Origin of the sequence: Hoylesella enoeca JCM 12259 (assembly GCF_000613405.1) — a bacterium.
Classification (GTDB): Bacteria; Bacteroidota; Bacteroidia; order Bacteroidales; family Bacteroidaceae; genus Prevotella; species Prevotella enoeca.
In genome coordinates, this window is record NZ_BAIX01000001.1 from 46621 (window position 1) to 65871 (window position 19251).

General features: G+C 42.8%; 11 protein-coding genes and 1 pseudogene. 10 read left to right on the forward strand and 2 right to left on the reverse strand.

Features of this window, described 5'->3' with window-relative positions:
• Window positions 1–71: 71 nt before the first annotated feature.
• From JCM12259_RS00200 to JCM12259_RS15660, 8 genes are all read left to right on the forward strand, one after another.
• Window positions 72–998 (forward strand): hydrogen peroxide-inducible genes activator, encoded by a 927-nt coding sequence (locus JCM12259_RS00200; RefSeq protein ID WP_025064963.1) that lies wholly within the window; start codon window positions 72–74, stop codon window positions 996–998.
• Between the two features lie 1049 nt (window positions 999–2047).
• Window positions 2048–6025, forward strand: coding sequence for a hybrid sensor histidine kinase/response regulator transcription factor (locus JCM12259_RS00205; RefSeq protein WP_025064964.1), 3978 nt, complete (start codon window positions 2048–2050; stop codon window positions 6023–6025).
• Between the two features lie 7 nt (window positions 6026–6032).
• Window positions 6033–6503, forward strand: coding sequence for a low molecular weight protein-tyrosine-phosphatase (locus tag JCM12259_RS00210; RefSeq protein WP_025064965.1), 471 nt, complete (start codon window positions 6033–6035; stop codon window positions 6501–6503).
• A gap of 353 nt (window positions 6504–6856) precedes the next feature.
• Window positions 6857–10171, forward strand: coding sequence for a SusC/RagA family TonB-linked outer membrane protein (locus JCM12259_RS00215; RefSeq protein WP_025064966.1), 3315 nt, complete (start codon window positions 6857–6859; stop codon window positions 10169–10171).
• Between the two features lie 20 nt (window positions 10172–10191).
• The gene (locus JCM12259_RS00220) at window positions 10192–11787 is read left to right on the forward strand and encodes a RagB/SusD family nutrient uptake outer membrane protein (protein WP_025064967.1); all 1596 of its coding nucleotides are present in this window, start codon (window positions 10192–10194) and stop codon (window positions 11785–11787) included.
• 30 nt (window positions 11788–11817) lie between these two features.
• Window positions 11818–12723 carry a zinc-binding metallopeptidase gene (locus tag JCM12259_RS00225; RefSeq protein ID WP_025064968.1) on the forward strand — a complete coding sequence of 302 codons (906 nt, stop codon included), beginning with the start codon at window positions 11818–11820 and terminating at the stop codon, window positions 12721–12723.
• 19 nt (window positions 12724–12742) lie between these two features.
• The gene (locus JCM12259_RS00230) at window positions 12743–14092 is read left to right on the forward strand and encodes a DUF4302 domain-containing protein (protein WP_025064969.1); all 1350 of its coding nucleotides are present in this window, start codon (window positions 12743–12745) and stop codon (window positions 14090–14092) included.
• Window positions 14093–14716, forward strand: a complete 624-nt coding sequence (locus JCM12259_RS15660; protein WP_025064970.1) for a BACON domain-containing protein — start codon at window positions 14093–14095, stop codon at window positions 14714–14716.
• Between the two features lie 496 nt (window positions 14717–15212).
• Here JCM12259_RS15660 and JCM12259_RS17555 read toward each other — a convergent pair whose 3' ends face one another.
• Complete coding sequence (locus tag JCM12259_RS17555; protein ID WP_309546382.1) at window positions 15213–15866, reverse strand: hypothetical protein; 654 nt, start codon at window positions 15864–15866, stop codon at window positions 15213–15215.
• The gene (locus tag JCM12259_RS12920; RefSeq protein ID WP_309546383.1) at window positions 15857–17194 is read right to left on the reverse strand and encodes a hypothetical protein; all 1338 of its coding nucleotides are present in this window, start codon (window positions 17192–17194) and stop codon (window positions 15857–15859) included. The genes JCM12259_RS17555 and JCM12259_RS12920 overlap by 10 nt, the downstream gene beginning before the upstream one ends.
• A 172-nt stretch (window positions 17195–17366) precedes the next feature.
• Between JCM12259_RS12920 and glsA the strand changes: the two are divergent.
• Together glsA and glsB are read left to right on the forward strand one after the other, a co-directional pair.
• Window positions 17367–18195, forward strand: a pseudogene (gene glsA, locus JCM12259_RS12925) (lyso-glycine lipid O-acyltransferase GlsA).
• Between the two features lies 1 nt (window position 18196).
• A complete protein-coding gene (glsB, locus tag JCM12259_RS00255) occupies window positions 18197–19189 on the forward strand; it encodes a glycine N(alpha)-acyltransferase GlsB (protein WP_025064972.1) in 993 nt (330 codons plus the stop codon).
• Window positions 19190–19251 lie beyond the last annotated feature (62 nt).

Sequence of the window (19251 nt, forward strand, 5' to 3'; positions counted from 1 at the left end):
AGCTGAAAAAACGCAAGTAAGCATTGTTCATCTCGCATTTTATACTTATCTTTGCGAACAACCTTATATATATGACACTACAACAATTGGAATACATTGTGGCCGTGTATCGCCACAAACACTTTGCCAAAGCAGCCGAAAACTGTAATGTAACGCAGCCTACCCTGAGTTCGATGGTGCAGAAATTGGAAGACGAATTGAGTGTAAAGATCTTCGATCGAAAGACCAATCCCATTACCGTTACACCTATTGGACGACTCGTTGTGGAGCAAGCGTGGCGCACACTACTGCGTGCTCGCAAGATAAAAGAGACCGTAGAAGAAGAAAAACACTCGTTGATGGGAACGTTCAGAGTGGGTATTCTGCCTACGATTGCACCTTATCTGATTCCTCGTTTCTTACCACAACTGATGCGAAAATATCCTGAAATGGACATCCGTGTTGCCGAAATGAAGACCGAAGACATCAAACGTGCCTTGCGACACGATGACATCGACGCCGGTATTTTAGCTCAATTAGATGATATGGACGACTTTAACGTCACGCCGCTCTTCTTTGAACAGTTCTTCGCTTACGTGGCTCGAGAAGATAATTTATTTAAAAACAAAACCATCAAAACAAGCGATCTCACCGAAGAATATCTATGGTTGCTCGATGAAGGACACTGTTTCCGCGATCAACTCGTAAAGTTCTGTCATCTTAAAGCTGCCAATAAGAGCAAGAAAGCCTATTCTCTCGGCAGCATCGAAACCTTTATGCGCATCGTGGAAAGCGGCAAAGGCGTTACCTTTATTCCCGAACTCGCCACCTATCAATTCAATAATCACCAAATGGAACTTGTCCGTCCGTTTGCCATTCCGATACCCACACGCGAGATTGTGATGCTCACCGGCAAGAGCTTCATCCGCCAAACGATTCGCGATTTGCTTACAGAAGAAATCCGAAATGCTGTTCCTAAGGAAATGCTTCAATTGAGAACGGCGCAAATTAAAGTGTAATAATGTTTTAATCAATGTATTGATTAAAACTCTATTAATCAATTTGTTTACGCATTAACTCATCAATCAATAGAAGTAAGAACCTCGAATCAAGTGTCCCACGACAGTCAATTCGAGGATTTTGTTATTAATATTAAATGTAACCTCTTATTATCCTTAATAACAATCTTCATCACAGCTGTCCTGTTCTGACAAAACAAATGACAGCTATCAACACACTAAACATTATCTATTATCCATTTCTTTTACATCTATTGTAAGTTAGATTAATTCCGCAGAGTTATTCGTTTTAACTGTAATCAATACAACTTCTTGCATGGAAAGTTACGCTTTTAACTAAAATTAAATATTATATTAATTCCAAATAAATATTCATCATTTTTTTATTAAAGATAGTTCATTAATACAATTACAAAATTTAAAGCTATCATTATTACCTATCAGCTTTCAATTTAAGCATGAATTAACTTGTAATTCATACTTAAATACCATACAATTAAGCGTGAATTGCACGATAACTAACTGTTCATTGGAATCTGTGATATATCTGACTGATTCACAGTAACATATCAACAATAAAACTATTCATGACAATCAACTACTCATATTGTTGTCAAAAATGTTGATAACTCTGTGGAAAAATGTGTGGAAAATTTGTTGATTATCCATACACCCAAGATGAATCACCGCGAAATGTGGAAATCTTCGCAGTTTTAAAAGTCATTTCACTCAATTTTCCACCTGCTCAATGACAAAATATTTATCCACTTTTCAACTTCACTCGAATAGTGAGAAATTGTGGATAAAACACTGATCGCTTTATTAATCAATAAATTATCAAAAGAATAAACTGTGGAAAATAATTTCTATGTGTGTATAACGAAATATCCAAACAAAATTTAATCAAGTTATCCACTTATCCACAGCATATCATCTCAAACATTCTTTCTTCTTTTAAAAAATAGAAAAAGAAAATAATAATAATGGCAAAATGGCTGTCTATTATTTTTTTATTATCTTTGTTCACGTTTTAAATGGTGTTACATGGTATGAATAAAATCTTATTGACCTTTACTCTTTGGATAATCGTTATTGCATTACAGGCGCAGAATATTGTGTTTAATCACCTGTTGCCAGAAAACGGATTATCGCAGATTTCGGTCAATAGTCTCTATGTGGATGAGAATGGAAAGATTTGGATTGCTACCCGTGTGGGATTGAATTGTTATAACGGCAATTCAATACAAGTGTATCGACACAGTCCGCGAGATGGCAAGAGTTTGTTCTGTAACAACGTGTTGCGACTCACGGGCAATGGAAAAGGTAAAATTTATCTACTTTGTTCGGAAGGAGTAGCAGAACTTGATATTCCGACACACCGTTTTACGACACTCAAATACGGTAGAGTGGGGAGCATCTGTTATCAAAATCGTTTGTATATAAGTGTTGGAAACACAATTCTTACATATTCCGCACAGAGCAAAAAATTTGTATTTCATCTGAAATTGCCTATCAACACACAGATTACCAGCCTTATGACAGATGCCAAGCATCGGCTTTGGATCGGTACGCAAACGAGTGGTGTGTTTTGTTATGCAGGTAAAACACTGTCACATCCCATACGTGAAGGAAATATCACAACTATTTATGAAGACAGTCGGCATACTAAATGGATAGGTAGTTGGCATCACGGTTTTTGGACGATTGATGCCAACGGACAAATCAAAAATATCCGGCAAGAACAAGGTTTGATCTCCGATTTTGTGCGAGCATTCCAAGAAGACAATGAGGGAAAGATGTGGATTGGCACCTTTCATGGTCTGATGGAATATGACCAATACAGAAATGTTTTTCGTTTGTTTACGGCGATGAATTTGCCTGATGGTCTGACGGATTCGAGCATATGGAGTATCATCAAGGATCAACAAGGTACTTTGTGGCTGGGAACTTATTTCGGTGGTGTCAACTATTTTAATCCGGCATATGAAATATTTACCCATTATCGGGCCACTAATAGTGAACAAACGGGATTAAGTAATCCTGTTGTGGGCAGAATGACCGAAGATGATGCAGGGAATTTGTGGATTTGCACCGAAGGCGGAGGCTTGAATATGTATAATTCACGTACCAAACAATTTACATGGTATCTCTATCCGGGAAATGTTATATCACAAAACAATCTGAAAGCAATTTATTTTGATGCATTGCGCAACACCATTTGGGTAGGTACTCATCTAGGTGGTTTGGATAGGATAGATGTTAAGTCGGGAAGGTCTGTTTATTATCGACATAGAAATGGAGATCATGAAAGTCTGCCGTCGGACATTGTTCGAGACATCATAGCTGACGGACGCGAACTCATTGTGGCTACACAAGACGGCGTGGCGATCATGAATCCGGAGAAAGGCACATTCAAACAGATATTGGTCAAGGAGCAACTCGGTGCTGTTCCCAGTATTTGTTTGGATAGGCAACATCGTTTATGGATAGCCACAGACGGTAAAGGTGTGTTTCGATACGACATTCAGTCGGGGAAATACACGCATTTTTTGTTTTGCAAAGAAGAGGGAAGTCTCAGCTGCAATTACATCAATAACATTATGAAAGATAGTCGGGGACGTATTTGGTTATCAACAGCCTATGGTGGTATCGACCTCTATGATGAAACAATTGATGGATTTAAGAATTACGGAAGGAATGAAGGTTTGTTAAGTGATTGCGTTTATACCGCGCACACTTCATCACTCGATGCTAATCATTTGTTGTTAATTACCAATCGGGGATTCTCTATTTTCAATATCAATACGCAGCATTTTCGGAACTATGATCATGATAACGGATTTCCATTGGCCACAATCAACGAGAATGCACTTTATGTAACGCGTAATCAGGAAGTGTTTATCGGTGGCGTACAAGGAATGGTTTCGTTTAATGAAAAAGATTTACATAAACGCACGAAACCGTATAAATTAGGATTCAGTAGACTCTTTGTCAATAATAAGGAAGTATTTCCCGGCGATTCAACAGGTATCTTAACGCGCGATTTATCATATACCAAGCAAATCATTTTACCACATACGGTGTCGGTGTTTAGCATCGAATATTCCACGACCAATTATATCAAAGCCAACGGAGATTTGTTGAAATATCGATTGATAGGATCATCTAAGGAGTGGATTCCTATTCAAAGAGGACAGAAAAACTTAATTTTCACAGGTTTGCAAGCAGGTAAATACACACTGGAACTCTGTTCTGAGCGATCAGATATACCTGTATCAAGACTCATCATTCGCATTCTTCCGCCTTGGTATTTATCTTGGTGGGCATATCTCTGTTATATACTTTTAACTTCGGTCGGTGTTTGGTGGCTGGTATCCAACTATCGGAATCGTATCCGTTTGACCGAATCGCTGGAATATGAACAGCAACATGTCAAGGATATAGAGGAAAGTAATCGGGCAAAAATACGTTTCTTTACCAACGTCTCACATGAGATTCGCACGCCATTAACCATTATCATCGGTTTATCAGAGGCTTTATTGAGTTCTAAAACATTTTCTGCCCCTATATATAATAAGGTATTAGGCATTTATAAAAATAGCAAGCAACTGAAAGAGTTGATTTCAGAACTACTCGATTTCAAAAAACAAGAGCTTGGTCATATGCATATTCATGTTTATCGACAAGACTTAGTTGCTTTTGTTCAAGAGATTTATCTGCTATTCAAAGAGTTTACTGCCAATAAGGAAATCAATTTATCATTTAGGCAGGAAGGCTCATTAATGGTGTTGTTCGACCAAAAACAAATGCAAAAAGTAGTAAACAATCTTCTTTCCAATGCTATTAAACATACGCCGCAAGGCGGAACCATTACCCTCACTGTGACCCATGATCAAACGAATGCATTGATTTCAGTAACAAATACGGGTAATGGTATTCCTAAACAAGAGCTTGACAAGGTTTTCACTATTTATTATCAGATACGAGATTTTGAGAGTTTGTCAGACATCGGAACAGGTATTGGCTTGCATTTAGCCAAGAGTATTGTTGAATTGCATCATGGAGAAATCTCTGTCGATTCGCAAGTGGGAGAGCAAACGACATTCATGGTGAAATTGCCATTAAATGAAAACGTGTTTAGTAATGAAGAAATAGAGAGTGAAGAACCCAAAGTGATGTCCAACTCTTATGAAAATAAGGTGGAAGAACAAGTAGAAGAGTCTGATGATTCATCCGAATCACTGGATGCTACGATCCTTATTGTTGAGGATCATGATGATATTCGTCAACTGCTTGTTCATATTTTCAGTCCGTATTATCACATTTTGACTTCTGTCGATGGTCGTGAGGCATTGGAAATTATTCATAATGAGATGCCGGATTTGGTGGTAAGCGACATCGTGATGCCCAATATGCCTGGCACAAAGCTATGTAAAGCGATCAAACAAGACTTCTCAATCTGTCATATTCCGATCGTTTTGCTTACGGCAAGAACCTCTATCGAAAATACGGTTGAGGGACTCAAAATAGGTGCTGACGATTATATCACCAAACCATTTAATAGCGATATTCTTGTGTCGCGCTGCAACAATCTCATTAACACGCGTCGATTGCTCCAACGAAAGTTTAGTCAGCATCCTCATACGCATGCTGAATTGTTGGCTTCCAACCCGTTGGATAAAGACTTGTTGGATCGTGCCATGAAGATTATAGACCGTTATTACAATGATTCTGACTTTAATGTCGACATCTTTGCAAGGGAAATTGGTATGTCGAGAACGGCCCTTTTTACTAAATGGAAGACATTGACGGGACAGACACCAAAGAGTTTTATCCTCAATATGAGGTTGAGAAAGGCTGCCGATATGCTTCGCAACCGACTCGAACTCAGTATTGCAGAGATCAGCGATAAGAATGGATTTTCGAGTCCCCGCTATTTTTGCAAGTGTTTCAAAGACGTTTACAAACAACAACCTTCTGTTTACAGAAACAAAAAAGATGTTGAAGTGGGAACGGAAGAAGAATAAAGATGAAATGAAAAAAAGAATTCTTTTTATTTGTTTAGGCAATATTTGTCGCAGTCCGGCAGCCGAAGGTGTGATGCGTGAACTGGTGCATCACGCCGGAAGAGATGATGAATTCGAAATCGATTCGGCTGGAATTGGTGGTTGGCATGTGGGTCAATTACCCGACAACAGAATGCGGAACCATGGTGCTCAACGTGGTTATAAGTTTGATTCACGAGCTCGTCAGTTTTCCAAAAACGATTTTTCGCACTTTGATTACATTCTCGTGATGGATCATGATAATTTTCGTGCAGTGTCGGCGATGGCTCCAACACCTGCCGATCAAGTTAAAGTGCGGATGCTCACTGATTATTTGCAGCATCATCCCAATGCTTCCGTGGTGCCTGATCCTTATTATGGTGGTCCCGAAGACTTCGATTATGCTTTGGATTTGATTGAAGATGCGTGTCAAGGATTGCTCAATAGACTTGACAATTAATTGTTAATTGCAAGACAACTAAGCGTTAATTGGCGTGTGACTAACCGTTAGTTGCATGCCAATTAATTGTTAATGAGGATAGTTGATAGTGACAATTACCAATTGATAGTTGATCGTTTCATCATTAATGATTTATTAACTATGAACTTCTAATTGTCTATTTTCAAGTGAAATTGACCTGTTAATCCATTTATTTTTACTCTTTTGAATGGTAAAAAAATGAGTTTTAGAAAGATTTTTCAACGAAAAGTAGATAATTTTTTGCCATCTTCTTGCAATGAATCAAAATTTTTTGTACTTTTGGCACATTGAGAAAGACAGTGAAAACTTTATTAAACCAAAAAAGAGTGCATATGGAAAAAAGACTTAGTATGGTTTTGGCCGCAATTTTCCTTTGTATGGGAATGGCCTTTGCTCAAAACAAAATCACCGGAACTGTCATATCTGGCGAAGATGGTGAACCGATCATCGGAGCTTCTGTTGTCATTCAAGGTAATAAGACGGGAACGATGACTGATGTCAATGGTCGCTTCTCGTTGGATGTTGCCGAGGGCAAAATGATTGTCATCAGTTACGTCGGAATGGGAACACAAACGGTGAAAGCCAAAAACGGAATGGTCGTGAAACTCGTGCCAAATCAGGTTTTGCAAGAGGTGGTAGTCACTGGAATGACCACCACAGACAAGAGACTCTTCACGGGTGCAACGACAAAGATTGATGCCAACAATGCCAAAATTGCAGGTATGCCGGACATAAGTCGCTCGCTGGAAGGTCGCGCTGCCGGTGTGAGTGTGCAAAATGTGTCGGGCACTTTCGGTACGGCGCCGAAGATTCGAGTGCGTGGTGCTACCTCTATTTATGGTAGTTCAAAACCGTTGTGGGTCGTAGATGGCGTGATCATGGAGGATGTTGTCAATGTGGATGCAGATGCTTTGTCTTCCGGAGATGCTTCAACGCTAATATCATCGGCTATTGCCGGTCTCAATGCCGATGATATCGAGAGTTTCCAAATATTGAAAGACGGTTCGGCAACATCAATCTATGGTGCTCGCGCAATGGCTGGTGTGATTGTCATTACGACAAAAAAAGGAAAGGCCGGACAGACTCATATCAGCTACACTGGTGAATATACGATGCGCCTGATACCGAATTATAGACAGCTGAATTTGATGAATTCGCAGGATCAAATGGATATTTACCGCGAAATGGAACAAAAAGGCTGGCTGAAATATGCCGAAACTGCCAATGCTGCTAATTCCGGTGTCTATGGTAAAATGTATCAAATGTTGAGCGAATATAACTTCAATACAGGTCAGTTTGCACTTGCCAACACTCCGAAAGCACGCGCAGAATATCTGCGCGAGGCTGAATATCGCAACACAAATTGGTTTGATGAACTGTTTTCTAACACCATTATGCATAACCACTCAGTAAGTGTTTCAGCCGGAACGGATAAAGCTCAGCTCTACGCTTCATTGAGTGCGATGTTTGATCCGGGGTGGTCGAAACGAAGCAAAGTGCAACGTTACACGCTGAATTTAAATACATCATACAATATTTCACGTAAACTGTCGGTGAATTTTATCGGTAATGGCTCATACCGTAAGCAAGAAGCGCCGGGTACTTTAAACTCAACACTTAACGCAGTATCGGGCGAAGTGAGTCGTGATTTTGATATTAACCCGTACTCTTACGCTGTGAATACGTCGCGAACATTGGATGCCCACACGTCATACACTCGTAACTACGCGCCATTCAACATCTTGGACGAACTTAATAACAATTACATGGATCTCAATGTATTTGACTTCCGCGCGCAGGCAAAGCTCACTTACAAGCCGATTACAAAGGTGAGTCTCAGTGTTTTGGGTGCCGTGAAGTTTGCCGGAACATCTCGCGAGCATAATATCAATGATAAATCAAACCAAGCTTTGGCATATCGCGCCATGCAGACTTCGGTGATTCGTGATGATAACCCGTATCTTTACAAAGATCCCGATAACATTTTTGCCCTACCGATAACGGTGATGCCTTATGGTGGTATATTCAATCGCACCGATAACAGAATGTTTGGTTGGGATTTCCGGGCATCTGCTTCTTATAATGATGTGTTCAATCGAGACCATATTATTAATACATATGTCGGCATGGAAACCAACTCTTACAACCGACATAACACGTGGTTCCGTGGCTATGGTATGCAATATGATATGGGTGAAGTGGCTAACTGGAGTTACTTAATGTTTAAAAAAGAGCAGGAAGCAGGTGCAACCTACTTCACATTAGGCAATACCCAGACCCGCAGTGCGGCTTTCTTTGGTAATGCTACATACTCTTGGAAAGGTCGTTATACGATCAACGGAACACTCCGTTACGAAGGAACAAATGGTCTGGGACTTTCGCGCCAGTCGCGTTGGTTGCCTACCTGGAATGTATCGGGTGCTTGGAACGCCCACGAGGAAGCGTGGTTTAACAAAAAGGTGGGTAATATTTTGTCACACTTCACATTCAAATTGTCATATTCTTTAACGGCCGATCGGCCTCCTGTTACCAATGCTTTGGCTGTTATCGAGAGCGTAACACCATGGCGTTATATCACTGGTAATAGTGAAACCGGACTCGAACGAACCGATGCAGCGAACCCGGATTTGACCTATGAAAAGAAACATGAGCTGAACGTAGGTGTCGACTTGGGTTTCTTAAAGAATCGAATCAATCTCTCAGTAGACTGGTATAAACGTAACAACTATGATTTGGTGGGAGCCACGCAGACCGATGGTACTGACGGATTCATCACGAAATATGGTAACGTTGCATCAATGAAGAGTAATGGTTTGGAGTTAAGTCTGTCTACAACAAACATTAAAACGAAAGACTTTACGTGGACAACAAACTTCATTTACTCATATGTGCACAACGAAATAACCAAACTCAACAGCCGAACACGTCTTGCACGACTCGTTAGTGGTGTGGGATTAGCCCGTGAAGGTTATCCTGCGCGTGCGTTGTTCTCTATTCCTTTTGCCGGCGTGAACAGTTACGGACTTCCCACTTTCTACGATGAAGATGGCAATATCACCACAACTGGTATCTATTTTCAAACTACCGATCCCGAGCGTTTGAAGTTTTTGAAGTATGAAGGACCAACCGATCCAACCAATACAGGTAGTTTCGGCAACATATTTACATATAAAGGTATAACGCTCAATGTGTTCTTTACCTATTCATTTGGTAATGTCGTGCGTCTGGATCCATGTTTCAAAAGCTATTATTCTGACTTGACGGCTATGCCAAAAGAGTTTCGTAACCGATGGAGAAACCCTGGCGACGAGCGAAAAACAAATATTCCAGGCATCGCTACATATCGGCAATATTTCGAAACATCGCAACTGAACCTCGCATATAGTGCTTACAACTACTCTACGGAGCGTATAGCCAAGGGCGATTTCATTCGTTTGAAAGAAGTTTCATTGGCGTATAATTTCCCCAAAAAGCTCGTTCAAAATCTCGGTTTGGGTACACTCTCGGTCAAATTACAAGGTACCAACCTATTTTTAGTTTATGCAGATAAGAAGCTAAATGGGCAAGATCCTGAGTTCTTTAATACCGGTGGTGTAGCCGTTCCAATGGCTAAGCAGTTTACATTTACGTTACACGTAGGACTTTAATTAAGAAAGGAGCAACCAATATGAATAAGAATAGAATACTGACAAGTATTGGCATCTTGATGGCCGGCGTGCTTTTGAGCGGATGCAACGACTTCCTCGATGTCAATCCGGATAACCGTACCACGATCGATTCACCCGAAAAGGTGTCCTCAATACTTGTTTCGGCCTACCCAGGAAAGAGTTATGTAATGGTGACGGAGATCATGTCGGACAATGCCGATGAATATACCAACAACTATTCAGATCGTTTTCTTGACGAAGTTTATCGTTGGGAAGATGTTACAGAAACGTCGCCTAATGATTCACCAACACGTCTTTGGCGCGAATGTTACTCTGCCATTGCCAACGCCAATACCGCACTCAAAGGCATAGAAGATCTCGGTGGAGCCACAACTACTGAACTTCGGGAGTGCAAAGGCGAAGCACTCATCGCGCGAGCATATGCTCATTTCCTGCTCGTAAACCTGTTTTGCATGAATTATAACTCGCAAACGAGTAGCAAGGATATGGGTGTTCCATATATGTATGACACCGACTCGCGTATCGGACAAGTGCATGATAGAGAGACGGTAGCCGCTGTTTATGAGAAGATGGGTAAAGACATCGAAGAGGGTTTGCCGCTCGTTGGTGACTCACATTTGAAAGTTCTCAAATTCCATTTCAATCGAAAGGCAGCCTATGCATTTGCAACGCGTTATTATTTGTTCCATGAAGAGTGGGCCAAAGCCATCGAATGCGCCAATGCTTGTTTAGGAAATGCACCCCAAACAATGCTTCGTGATTGGAAGAGTTACGAAAACATGCAGCGTGATCGAGAGGCTTACTCGCTCAAATATACTAATGCTCAAAACAATTGTAACCTGTTATTGCTGGCTGCAGCAAGCGATGCCGGGCTTGCGTTCAATAATTACCGTTACTATAAAAAGTACACGCACGGGCCGTATTTAGATAATAACGAAACCTTTAAGGCGCCCAACATCTGGGGCAGTGCGAGTTACTACGATCACGGTCCGTTTATATATACTGTTGGATCGAATGTCTCTTACGATATTCCTTGGCGTATTCCATACCTCTTCCAAGAGACGGATGTCGTAGCGCATACGGGTTATCGTACTTCGATTTTTCCTGTAATAACGGCTGATGAATGTCTGCTTAATCGTGCCGAAGCGTATATCATGCTCAAACAGTATGATAACGCGGCTGCTGATCTTACTCTTTGGATGCAAAATATACTCAATACCTCGCGGGTGTTGACACCTGCTTCGATTGTCTCATTCTATAAACCGCTCGCTTATAGTTACGATGATAAGACCAAAATGGCGTCTACCATTAAGAAACATTTGCATCCGAAGTTCACCATCGATGCAGAAGGTAGCACGCAAGAGTGTATGTTGCAATGTCTGCTTAGCTTCAAACGCATTGAGACTTTACACTTAGGTTTGCGCTGGTTTGATATAAAACGCTATGGCATTGAGATTATTCGCCGTCGCATTAATACAAGTGGTGTACCCGAAGAAAAAACTGATAGTATTACAACTGATGATCCGCGCCGTGCTATCCAAATCCCAACCGAAGTTCACGATGGTGGATTGCCGCTCAATCCGAGAACAAAATAACGAATGTTTAACGACAAATTCCATACGAAAATGAAGAAGAATTTATTCATATTTACTTGTCTACTCGGTGCGTGTATGCTGCTTTCGGTGAGTTGTTCAGAAGAAAAACTCTCCTCGGAATCGGTTATTATCACCGATAGTCAATCTCCCACGCCGCTCGACCAATGGCTCGAACGTAACTATGTGGGCACGTATAATATTCAATTTAAATATCGATATGAAGACATCGAGTCGGATATGCACTACTATACCGTGCCTGCCAAATACGAAATGGCTGTTAAGTTGGCCAATATTGTGAAGTATTCGTGCCTCGAAGCGTTCGATGAAGCCGCCGGAATCGACTTCACTCGGGCCAACTTCCCCAAGCTGATTTACCTCACAGGCAATTGGGAATATAAAAATAACGGCACTTATATACTCGGTACGGCAGAAGGAGGAAAGAAGATTCTGCTAGCCGGAACCAACTTCATCGAGCGGTATATGCAAGATGCAGAGAGCATTAATAAATACTATCTCAAAACGGTTTACCACGAGTTTACGCATATCCTCAATCAGACAAAGCCTTATTCGGCCAACTTCAAACTGATTACCGGTAACGGTTATGTGGCCGACAGCTGGAGTAATTCGCCTTATTCTAACGCCAATTATTGTCTCGAGCATGGCTTTATTTCAGCTTATTCGCAGCATTCAGATATTGAAGATTTTGCCGAGATGTTTTCGATCTACGTTACCAACACGCCCGATCAGTGGGACAGATGGATGAATATTGCCGAAGTCAAAAAGCAAAAGAGTGCCATTATTGCCAAACTCGATATTGTGCGTAACTATATGCGCGACTCGTGGGGTATCAATATCGACAATCTGCGCGATATCTTCTTGCGCCGCGAAGCCGACATTGTAAACGGCAAAGTGGATCCTTCGGATATTTCGTTATAATTTTTAATCGATCAAAACAATGAAAAGAAAGAGTATATTAACCATCCTTGCATGTTTGATGATGGGATTTACCGTATCGTCGTGTTTGAAAGATCAGGAAGACACTTTCGATAAAGCACCAGCCATTCGACTGCAAGACTATATGAGCCGAGCCAAAACGACGCTGGAAAGTGCCACTAACGGTTGGCTGTTCGAGATCTATCCGGCCCAGGGGCAACCATATGGTGGATATGCATTCACTGTAAAATTTGAGAAAGGACAGGCCGAAGTACGCAGCATTTTGCGCCCCGACCAAACGGCAACATCCTATTATCGGATAACAGCAGAAAATGGGCCAGCCATCACTTTCGATACTTACAACGATTTGATGCATCTATTTTCGAATCCGTCTGCACAAAGCTATCAGGCTTATCGAGGCGATTTCGAATTTGTAGTAGATAGCATCGGCGACGACCTGGTTCGTGTGCACGGCTATCGCACAAAGAATGTGATGTATCTGCGAAAGCTCAACGAGCCCGCTGCCGACTATCTAGATCGGGTAAATAAATTTGCAGAGGCATACGGCATTACGATGAAATATGCTTTCAATGGCAAGCTCAATGGTATCGATGTAAAAGGAGAAATAAGCCCCTCGAGCCGAAAAATCACCGTCACCGTCGGCGATAAGCAATACAAAGAGACGCTTGCTTTCACCGATAAGGGGGTACGCCTCTACGAGCCTATCAATATCGGAGGAGTAGAGTTGACCGAACTCGAATTCGACCAAAAAACCTCTACCTACCAGGCTAAGGACACCAAGGGAAATGTAACCACGCTCCAGGCCGACCTGCCAGGATGGTATAAGCGCTTTTACGCTTATGAAGGAACCTACGATTTGACGATGACCGCCTATGTGATGGATAGCAATGGCGACCAAGTTAAGAAAGAGGTTACTACCGAAGTACAGCTGGAACCCGGCGACGATTATACTTATTATTCGCTAAAAGGTCTGAACGACGATTATGATATCAACTTATCTTACGACCAAGAGCACGACAGGCTGCTACTTACTTACCAAACATTGACGAGAATTCCTAATCGCCGTACCATTCGATTGGTGCCTTGGGATACCGTTGCTGGCATGATATGGATGAACTCAAACATCGGACTCTATCTACAATGGAACGAAAGCGAGAAGGCTTATCACTTCGTTGATAATGGCGTATGGAAAACCAGCGGTGGCTACACCGTTAGCGGTTTCATACTGTATGTGTGCAATTCGAAAGGCAAACTCGTAGATTCGGCTGATAAAGTAGAATTTATGCCGTATCTGTTGATGGGCAACAGTGCATTTATTCAAGATTTGAAAACACTCAAAAAGAAGAAGTAAATGGAGAAGATAGTTAATATTTGGCTCCTCGCCATGGCGTTGTTTGTGGCGGGAGCGTGCAGCGATGATAAATTAGTGGGCACTGGGAAGATCACGAAAACTATCATGATCGACAATGCATCGGTAAATTTCACAGATGCACCAGGCACTGGGCGTGTCAAAGTAACAGCTGCCCAGGGAATCACTAAGGTGGAGAGCACTAGCGATTGGTGCACAGCCACGATCGAAGGGAATGCCGTTGTGGTTAAAGTGACACAAAATATGGCGCTCACCGGGCGTGCTGCACAGCTCACCATTTGGTCGGCCGACGACACGCAGCAGGTAACCGTGCAACAATTGGGCCTGCCCGATCTTTATTCTCGTGGCAAATCGAGGTACACGGTAAATAGTAAAGACACCGTGCTCACCTTTCCGCTGATTTCGCCAGCAGGCTATCCCATCACTGCAACAACCGATGGAGCCTGGCTACAAGCATCAGCGGCAAACGGAGTGGCCACTATTACTGTTACTACCAACGTCGAAACGGCTCTGCGCCGAGGTAAAGTTACGTTTACTTCGGGGCCTCGCGGCGATAAACTAGAAGCGAGTGTTTCGCAAAAAGGCAGCACTGCGACAGTGCAATAATCGAGAAATAAACTTTCATCATGCCTCAATGGAGGTGAAATAGTTTTTTATTTTGGTATTAATTAACGAAAGGCAAGCGTGCCAATAAATACTTTTTTCATTTACAATAAGCGGGTTTCGGAGTGATTCCGATACCCGTTTTTTAGTTCCTGAGCTTTCTCTCTCCAGAATGGGAGTTGGAGAGGGATTCAATTAATTGTTAATCACGCTGTAATTGATACTTAAACAGCATGCAATCAAGCATTAGTTGCACGCCAACTAACGCTTGATGAAATATGCTCTCACTCCAATTGAGAATGGATAAGTGATAATTAATCATTTTTTTGGCGTGAGACATGTTGATTTTATGTGTTCTTTTGTTTTTTGCTTGAGGCTCAATCAACGAATTTATGATTCTCAATGATTAATAGTCAATTGCTAATTCTCAATTTGATTTCATCCTTTTGTTTGAAAATCATTAATGAGTTCTCATTTCTCAATTGTCAATTCCCAATTATTAAAACCGCCAACGCACTTGCAGATCGATGTCGGTCTGCGCACTGTGATTGATCTGTTGCAAGGCAGTGGAGATGTGGGTGCGATCGAAATAATTGGTGGTGCCGATTTTGGCAATGACGAATAAATGCGGAGTGATATCTGTTCGCACCCGAAATGCATATCGGATGCCGTGGCCGAAGAATGCAGGAAACGTGAAAGTGTATAGCAGTCCACGCTCGTAAACATAGAGACGACAGTCGTAATTATCTGTATGGAAGTAGCCGAAACTTGCATCCGCAGTCAGAAAACGATGCGAATAGCCGATGTTTTGTGTCAACATCCAACCCAAACTGTTTGTTTCGGCCCGACAACAAGCAATGTCTGCCTGTGTTTTCGAGTTCCAACGACCGCCGTCATAAGCCACGGCGAATCGTCCGCGCTGCTCTGTTCGCGTGATGATTGTAGTTTTATCGGCGTTGTCTCGTTGTCTGCGGCGCAGTCGGTAACGTGCAAGAAACGTGATGGAACGGTGCGTATAAATGGCCGACAGTGCATTGTCCCATGAATGGGAGGGGTGAGATATGCGATATTTTGCCCACGGTGAATAAGCATAATCGGTGTAAACGGAGAGCGAAAACGATCGAGTTGGTCGCCAGTCAGCCCCTAAATACATGCCGCTTTCGTTGCAAATATCGCCGCCGTCACTGAAACTTTCGGCATGGATCGCGGCATAACGATAAGCATAAAACCGCTGAATGGCAAGCAACGTGAGCGAACCGGTGAGCTGATAACTGATGCTGTTGAGTGTGGCAAGTGCCGACAGTCGCCCGTTGCAGTCTCGCCGTTGATGTTGAGACGCCTACTTGTGTAGCCATAATCGATTCCTGCGTTCCAAAAATGACGTCCGGCAGGAGCATACCGACGATAAAGCTGCTCGGTCTTCGGGGTCAACGGTTTGCTGAACTGCATAAAAACGCCCGTCGCTCCGATGTGAAACCCACCGCCGGAATAACGGATATTTCCGCCGATTGACTGCTCTTCGGCATTGTGTTTGCGTGCCATCTCGCTCGGTGTGCGATGATATCCCGTGTGCAGCAACGTGACAATGGATGTGCTGTCGCGGCTGAGTGTGGCGTCGATCTTGCGTAATGAGGCAAAGCCTGTTAGTTCAAGACCTTTCCAAAGACCAATTGTGGCAGCAGCTCCTTGCATGTAATTGGCTTCAGAACGCGATGAATGGGCGCGGATGGAAGTAGAAGTACGCCCCAATAAAGCGATCGACGCAGCCTTGCCGAAGCCGAAATCGTTGTTCATGACGAGTCCCATCCCGAAGCGCAGGCGGTATCTGCCCACGGCAAATGCTTTGAGTCGCCCCATGTTTCGGAGCATCAAATAAGGCGAATAATAATCGTACCCATATCGATTACGCCCTGAGAAGAATGGTTCCCCAGCATCTTGCGAAGCCGTCAGACCAGCTTTCACGTATTGACCGTAACTGAATGTGTATCTCAACCAATGTTTATAGGGATAGCCTAAATAGCCTTTTCGGTCGCCTTTACGCGTGTAACAAGGTATGCGTAGCGCGGTTACAACTTCACTGTGGCCGTATTTCGCGATGTTACGGAGACTGGGAAAGGTTTTGTCTTTGCCCGAATCGAGCGTCAGGAAATAAGGAAGCAACCGGCGACGAGGTTCGTCCAGCGACTCGATAAGCGCCAGTTCGCCCCACGATTTCATCCCTCCGTATTGATAAACATACATGCACAGTTCTTCGATTTGTGCGTCGGTGAGAAACGGAATTTGCTCCAAATCCTGTCGGGTGGCCGTGTTCAGCGCGATGGGATGTGTTGCCAAATCGCACAGAATGTCGTAAGTGGATTCCCAGGCAGACGATTCCACGTCGTCGATGTCGCCCAGTTGGTCGTAAAACTTCACCCAATCCTGCGGTTGTTGCGCAGCAGAATACAAAACAAAAAATGTGGAAACGAAAAATAAAACCATCCTTTTCATAAGCTTTCAAATGTTTTGATAGTCATGGCAAATATACATTTATTTTTCTAAACCACGGCTTTGTTGATCTCGAAAAGTGGAAAAAGAGACGTTTTTCAAGCAAAAAACAATTGTATAATGAAAAGTTATTGTATTTTTGCAATGCATTAATACTCTTTCCCAAATGGGTAGACAGATAGAGAAAACCATAGACATCGACGACATTCTAAAAGACAAAATGGGGGGCAAAGCCAAGTTTGTGCCCAGCGTGTTGGTGTCTTGGCTCAAACGGATCGTGCATCAGAACGAGGTGAATGACTTCCTTTGGGAAAACCGTGAGAAGCAAGGCGTGGAGTGGCTCGATGCTTGTGTGCGCTATCTCGATATGACACTCGAAGTCAACGGCCGTGAAAATCTTCCCGATAAAGCTGATGGCAGACTCTATACGTTTGTTTCCAATCATCCTCTTGGTGGTATCGACGGTGTAGCTTTGGGCTCAATCATCGGCCGACAGTATGACGGTCGCTTCCGATATCTGGTTAATGATCTGTTGATGAACTTGCCCGGGCTGGCTCCTTTATGCATACCCATCAACAAGACGGGCTTACAGAGCCGCAGTTTTCCTGCTATGGTCGAGGCGGGATTCCACAGTGAGAACCACATTTTGATGTTTCCCGCAGCTGTGCAGCCGTAAACAAGGTGGTCGAATTCACGACTTGCCGTGGCGAAAGACATTCATCACCAAAAGCATAGAGACACATCGCGATATTGTTCCGATACATTTCGGTGGTCAGAACTCGCCTTTTTTCTATCGCTTGGCCAATATCTGCAAGGCACTTCGCGTCAAATTCAATATCGCAATGCTGTTTTTAGTCGATGAAATGTATAAAAACATGCACAAGACTTTCCGTGTTTCGATAGGCAAACCCATCTCTTGGAAAACCTTTGACAATACAAAAACACCAATGGAATGGGCTAACATCGTGGAAGACAAAGTATATGAACTCGAATAAAATGGAAGAAGATATTATCCAACCGGTCGACAAACAGCTGCTCAGAGAGGAACTGACCTCCGACAAGCAGCTCCGGATGACGAATAAAAGTCATAACGAAATTTATGTCATCACGGCTCACACGGCACCCAATGTGTTGCGAGAGATCGGCCGATTACGTGAAATTGCCTTCCGCGCAGCAGGTGGAGGAACGGGCAAATCACTTGATCTCGATGAGTTTGACACGTGTAAGAACTGTTACAAACAGCTCATTGTGTGGAACCCCGAGGCACAAGAGATCATCGGAGGATATCGTTATCTCAATGGCACTGACTGCGAATTGGACGATGAAGGACAACCCAAACTGGCCACAAGTCATATGTTTCGTTTCTCGGATAAGTTCATCCGCGATTACCTTCCGTACACAGTCGAGTTGGGACGGTCGTTTGTTTCGCTCGAATATCAGAACGTTCGGGTCAACACCAAGAGTATTTTCGCCCTCGATAACCTATGGGATGGACTCGGTGCTTTAACCGTTCTCAATCCTCATTTGAGGTATTTTTTCGGCAAAATGACGATGTATCCGTCTTACATTCGCCGTGGACGAGATATGATTCTCTATTTTCTTAAAAAGCATTTCGACGACAAAGACAATCTCATTGTACCAATGAAACCGCTCAAAATAGAGACAGACATCAAGGAATTAGAGGCTCTTTTCTGCAAAGATGACTTTCGGGAAGACTATAAGATACTTAATCACGAGATTCGACAATTAGGTTATAACATCCCGCCTTTGGTCAATGCGTATATGAATCTCAGCCCAACAATGAAGCTGTTTGGCACTGCCATCAACTACGGATTCGGTGAAGTAGAAGAGACCGGCATCTTGATCGCTGTCGATGAGATATTGGAAGAGAAGCGCATTCGCCACATCGACAGTTTCATCGAAGAGCATCCCGAAGCCTTGAAGATCACCAGCGGCGCCAACAATGTGATCTTCAAAGAGAAGCCGTAAGCTAAAATCGTCTTCAAAACACATTTCCTTACTTTTTAATGGGAAATAAAAACGATCGCCAA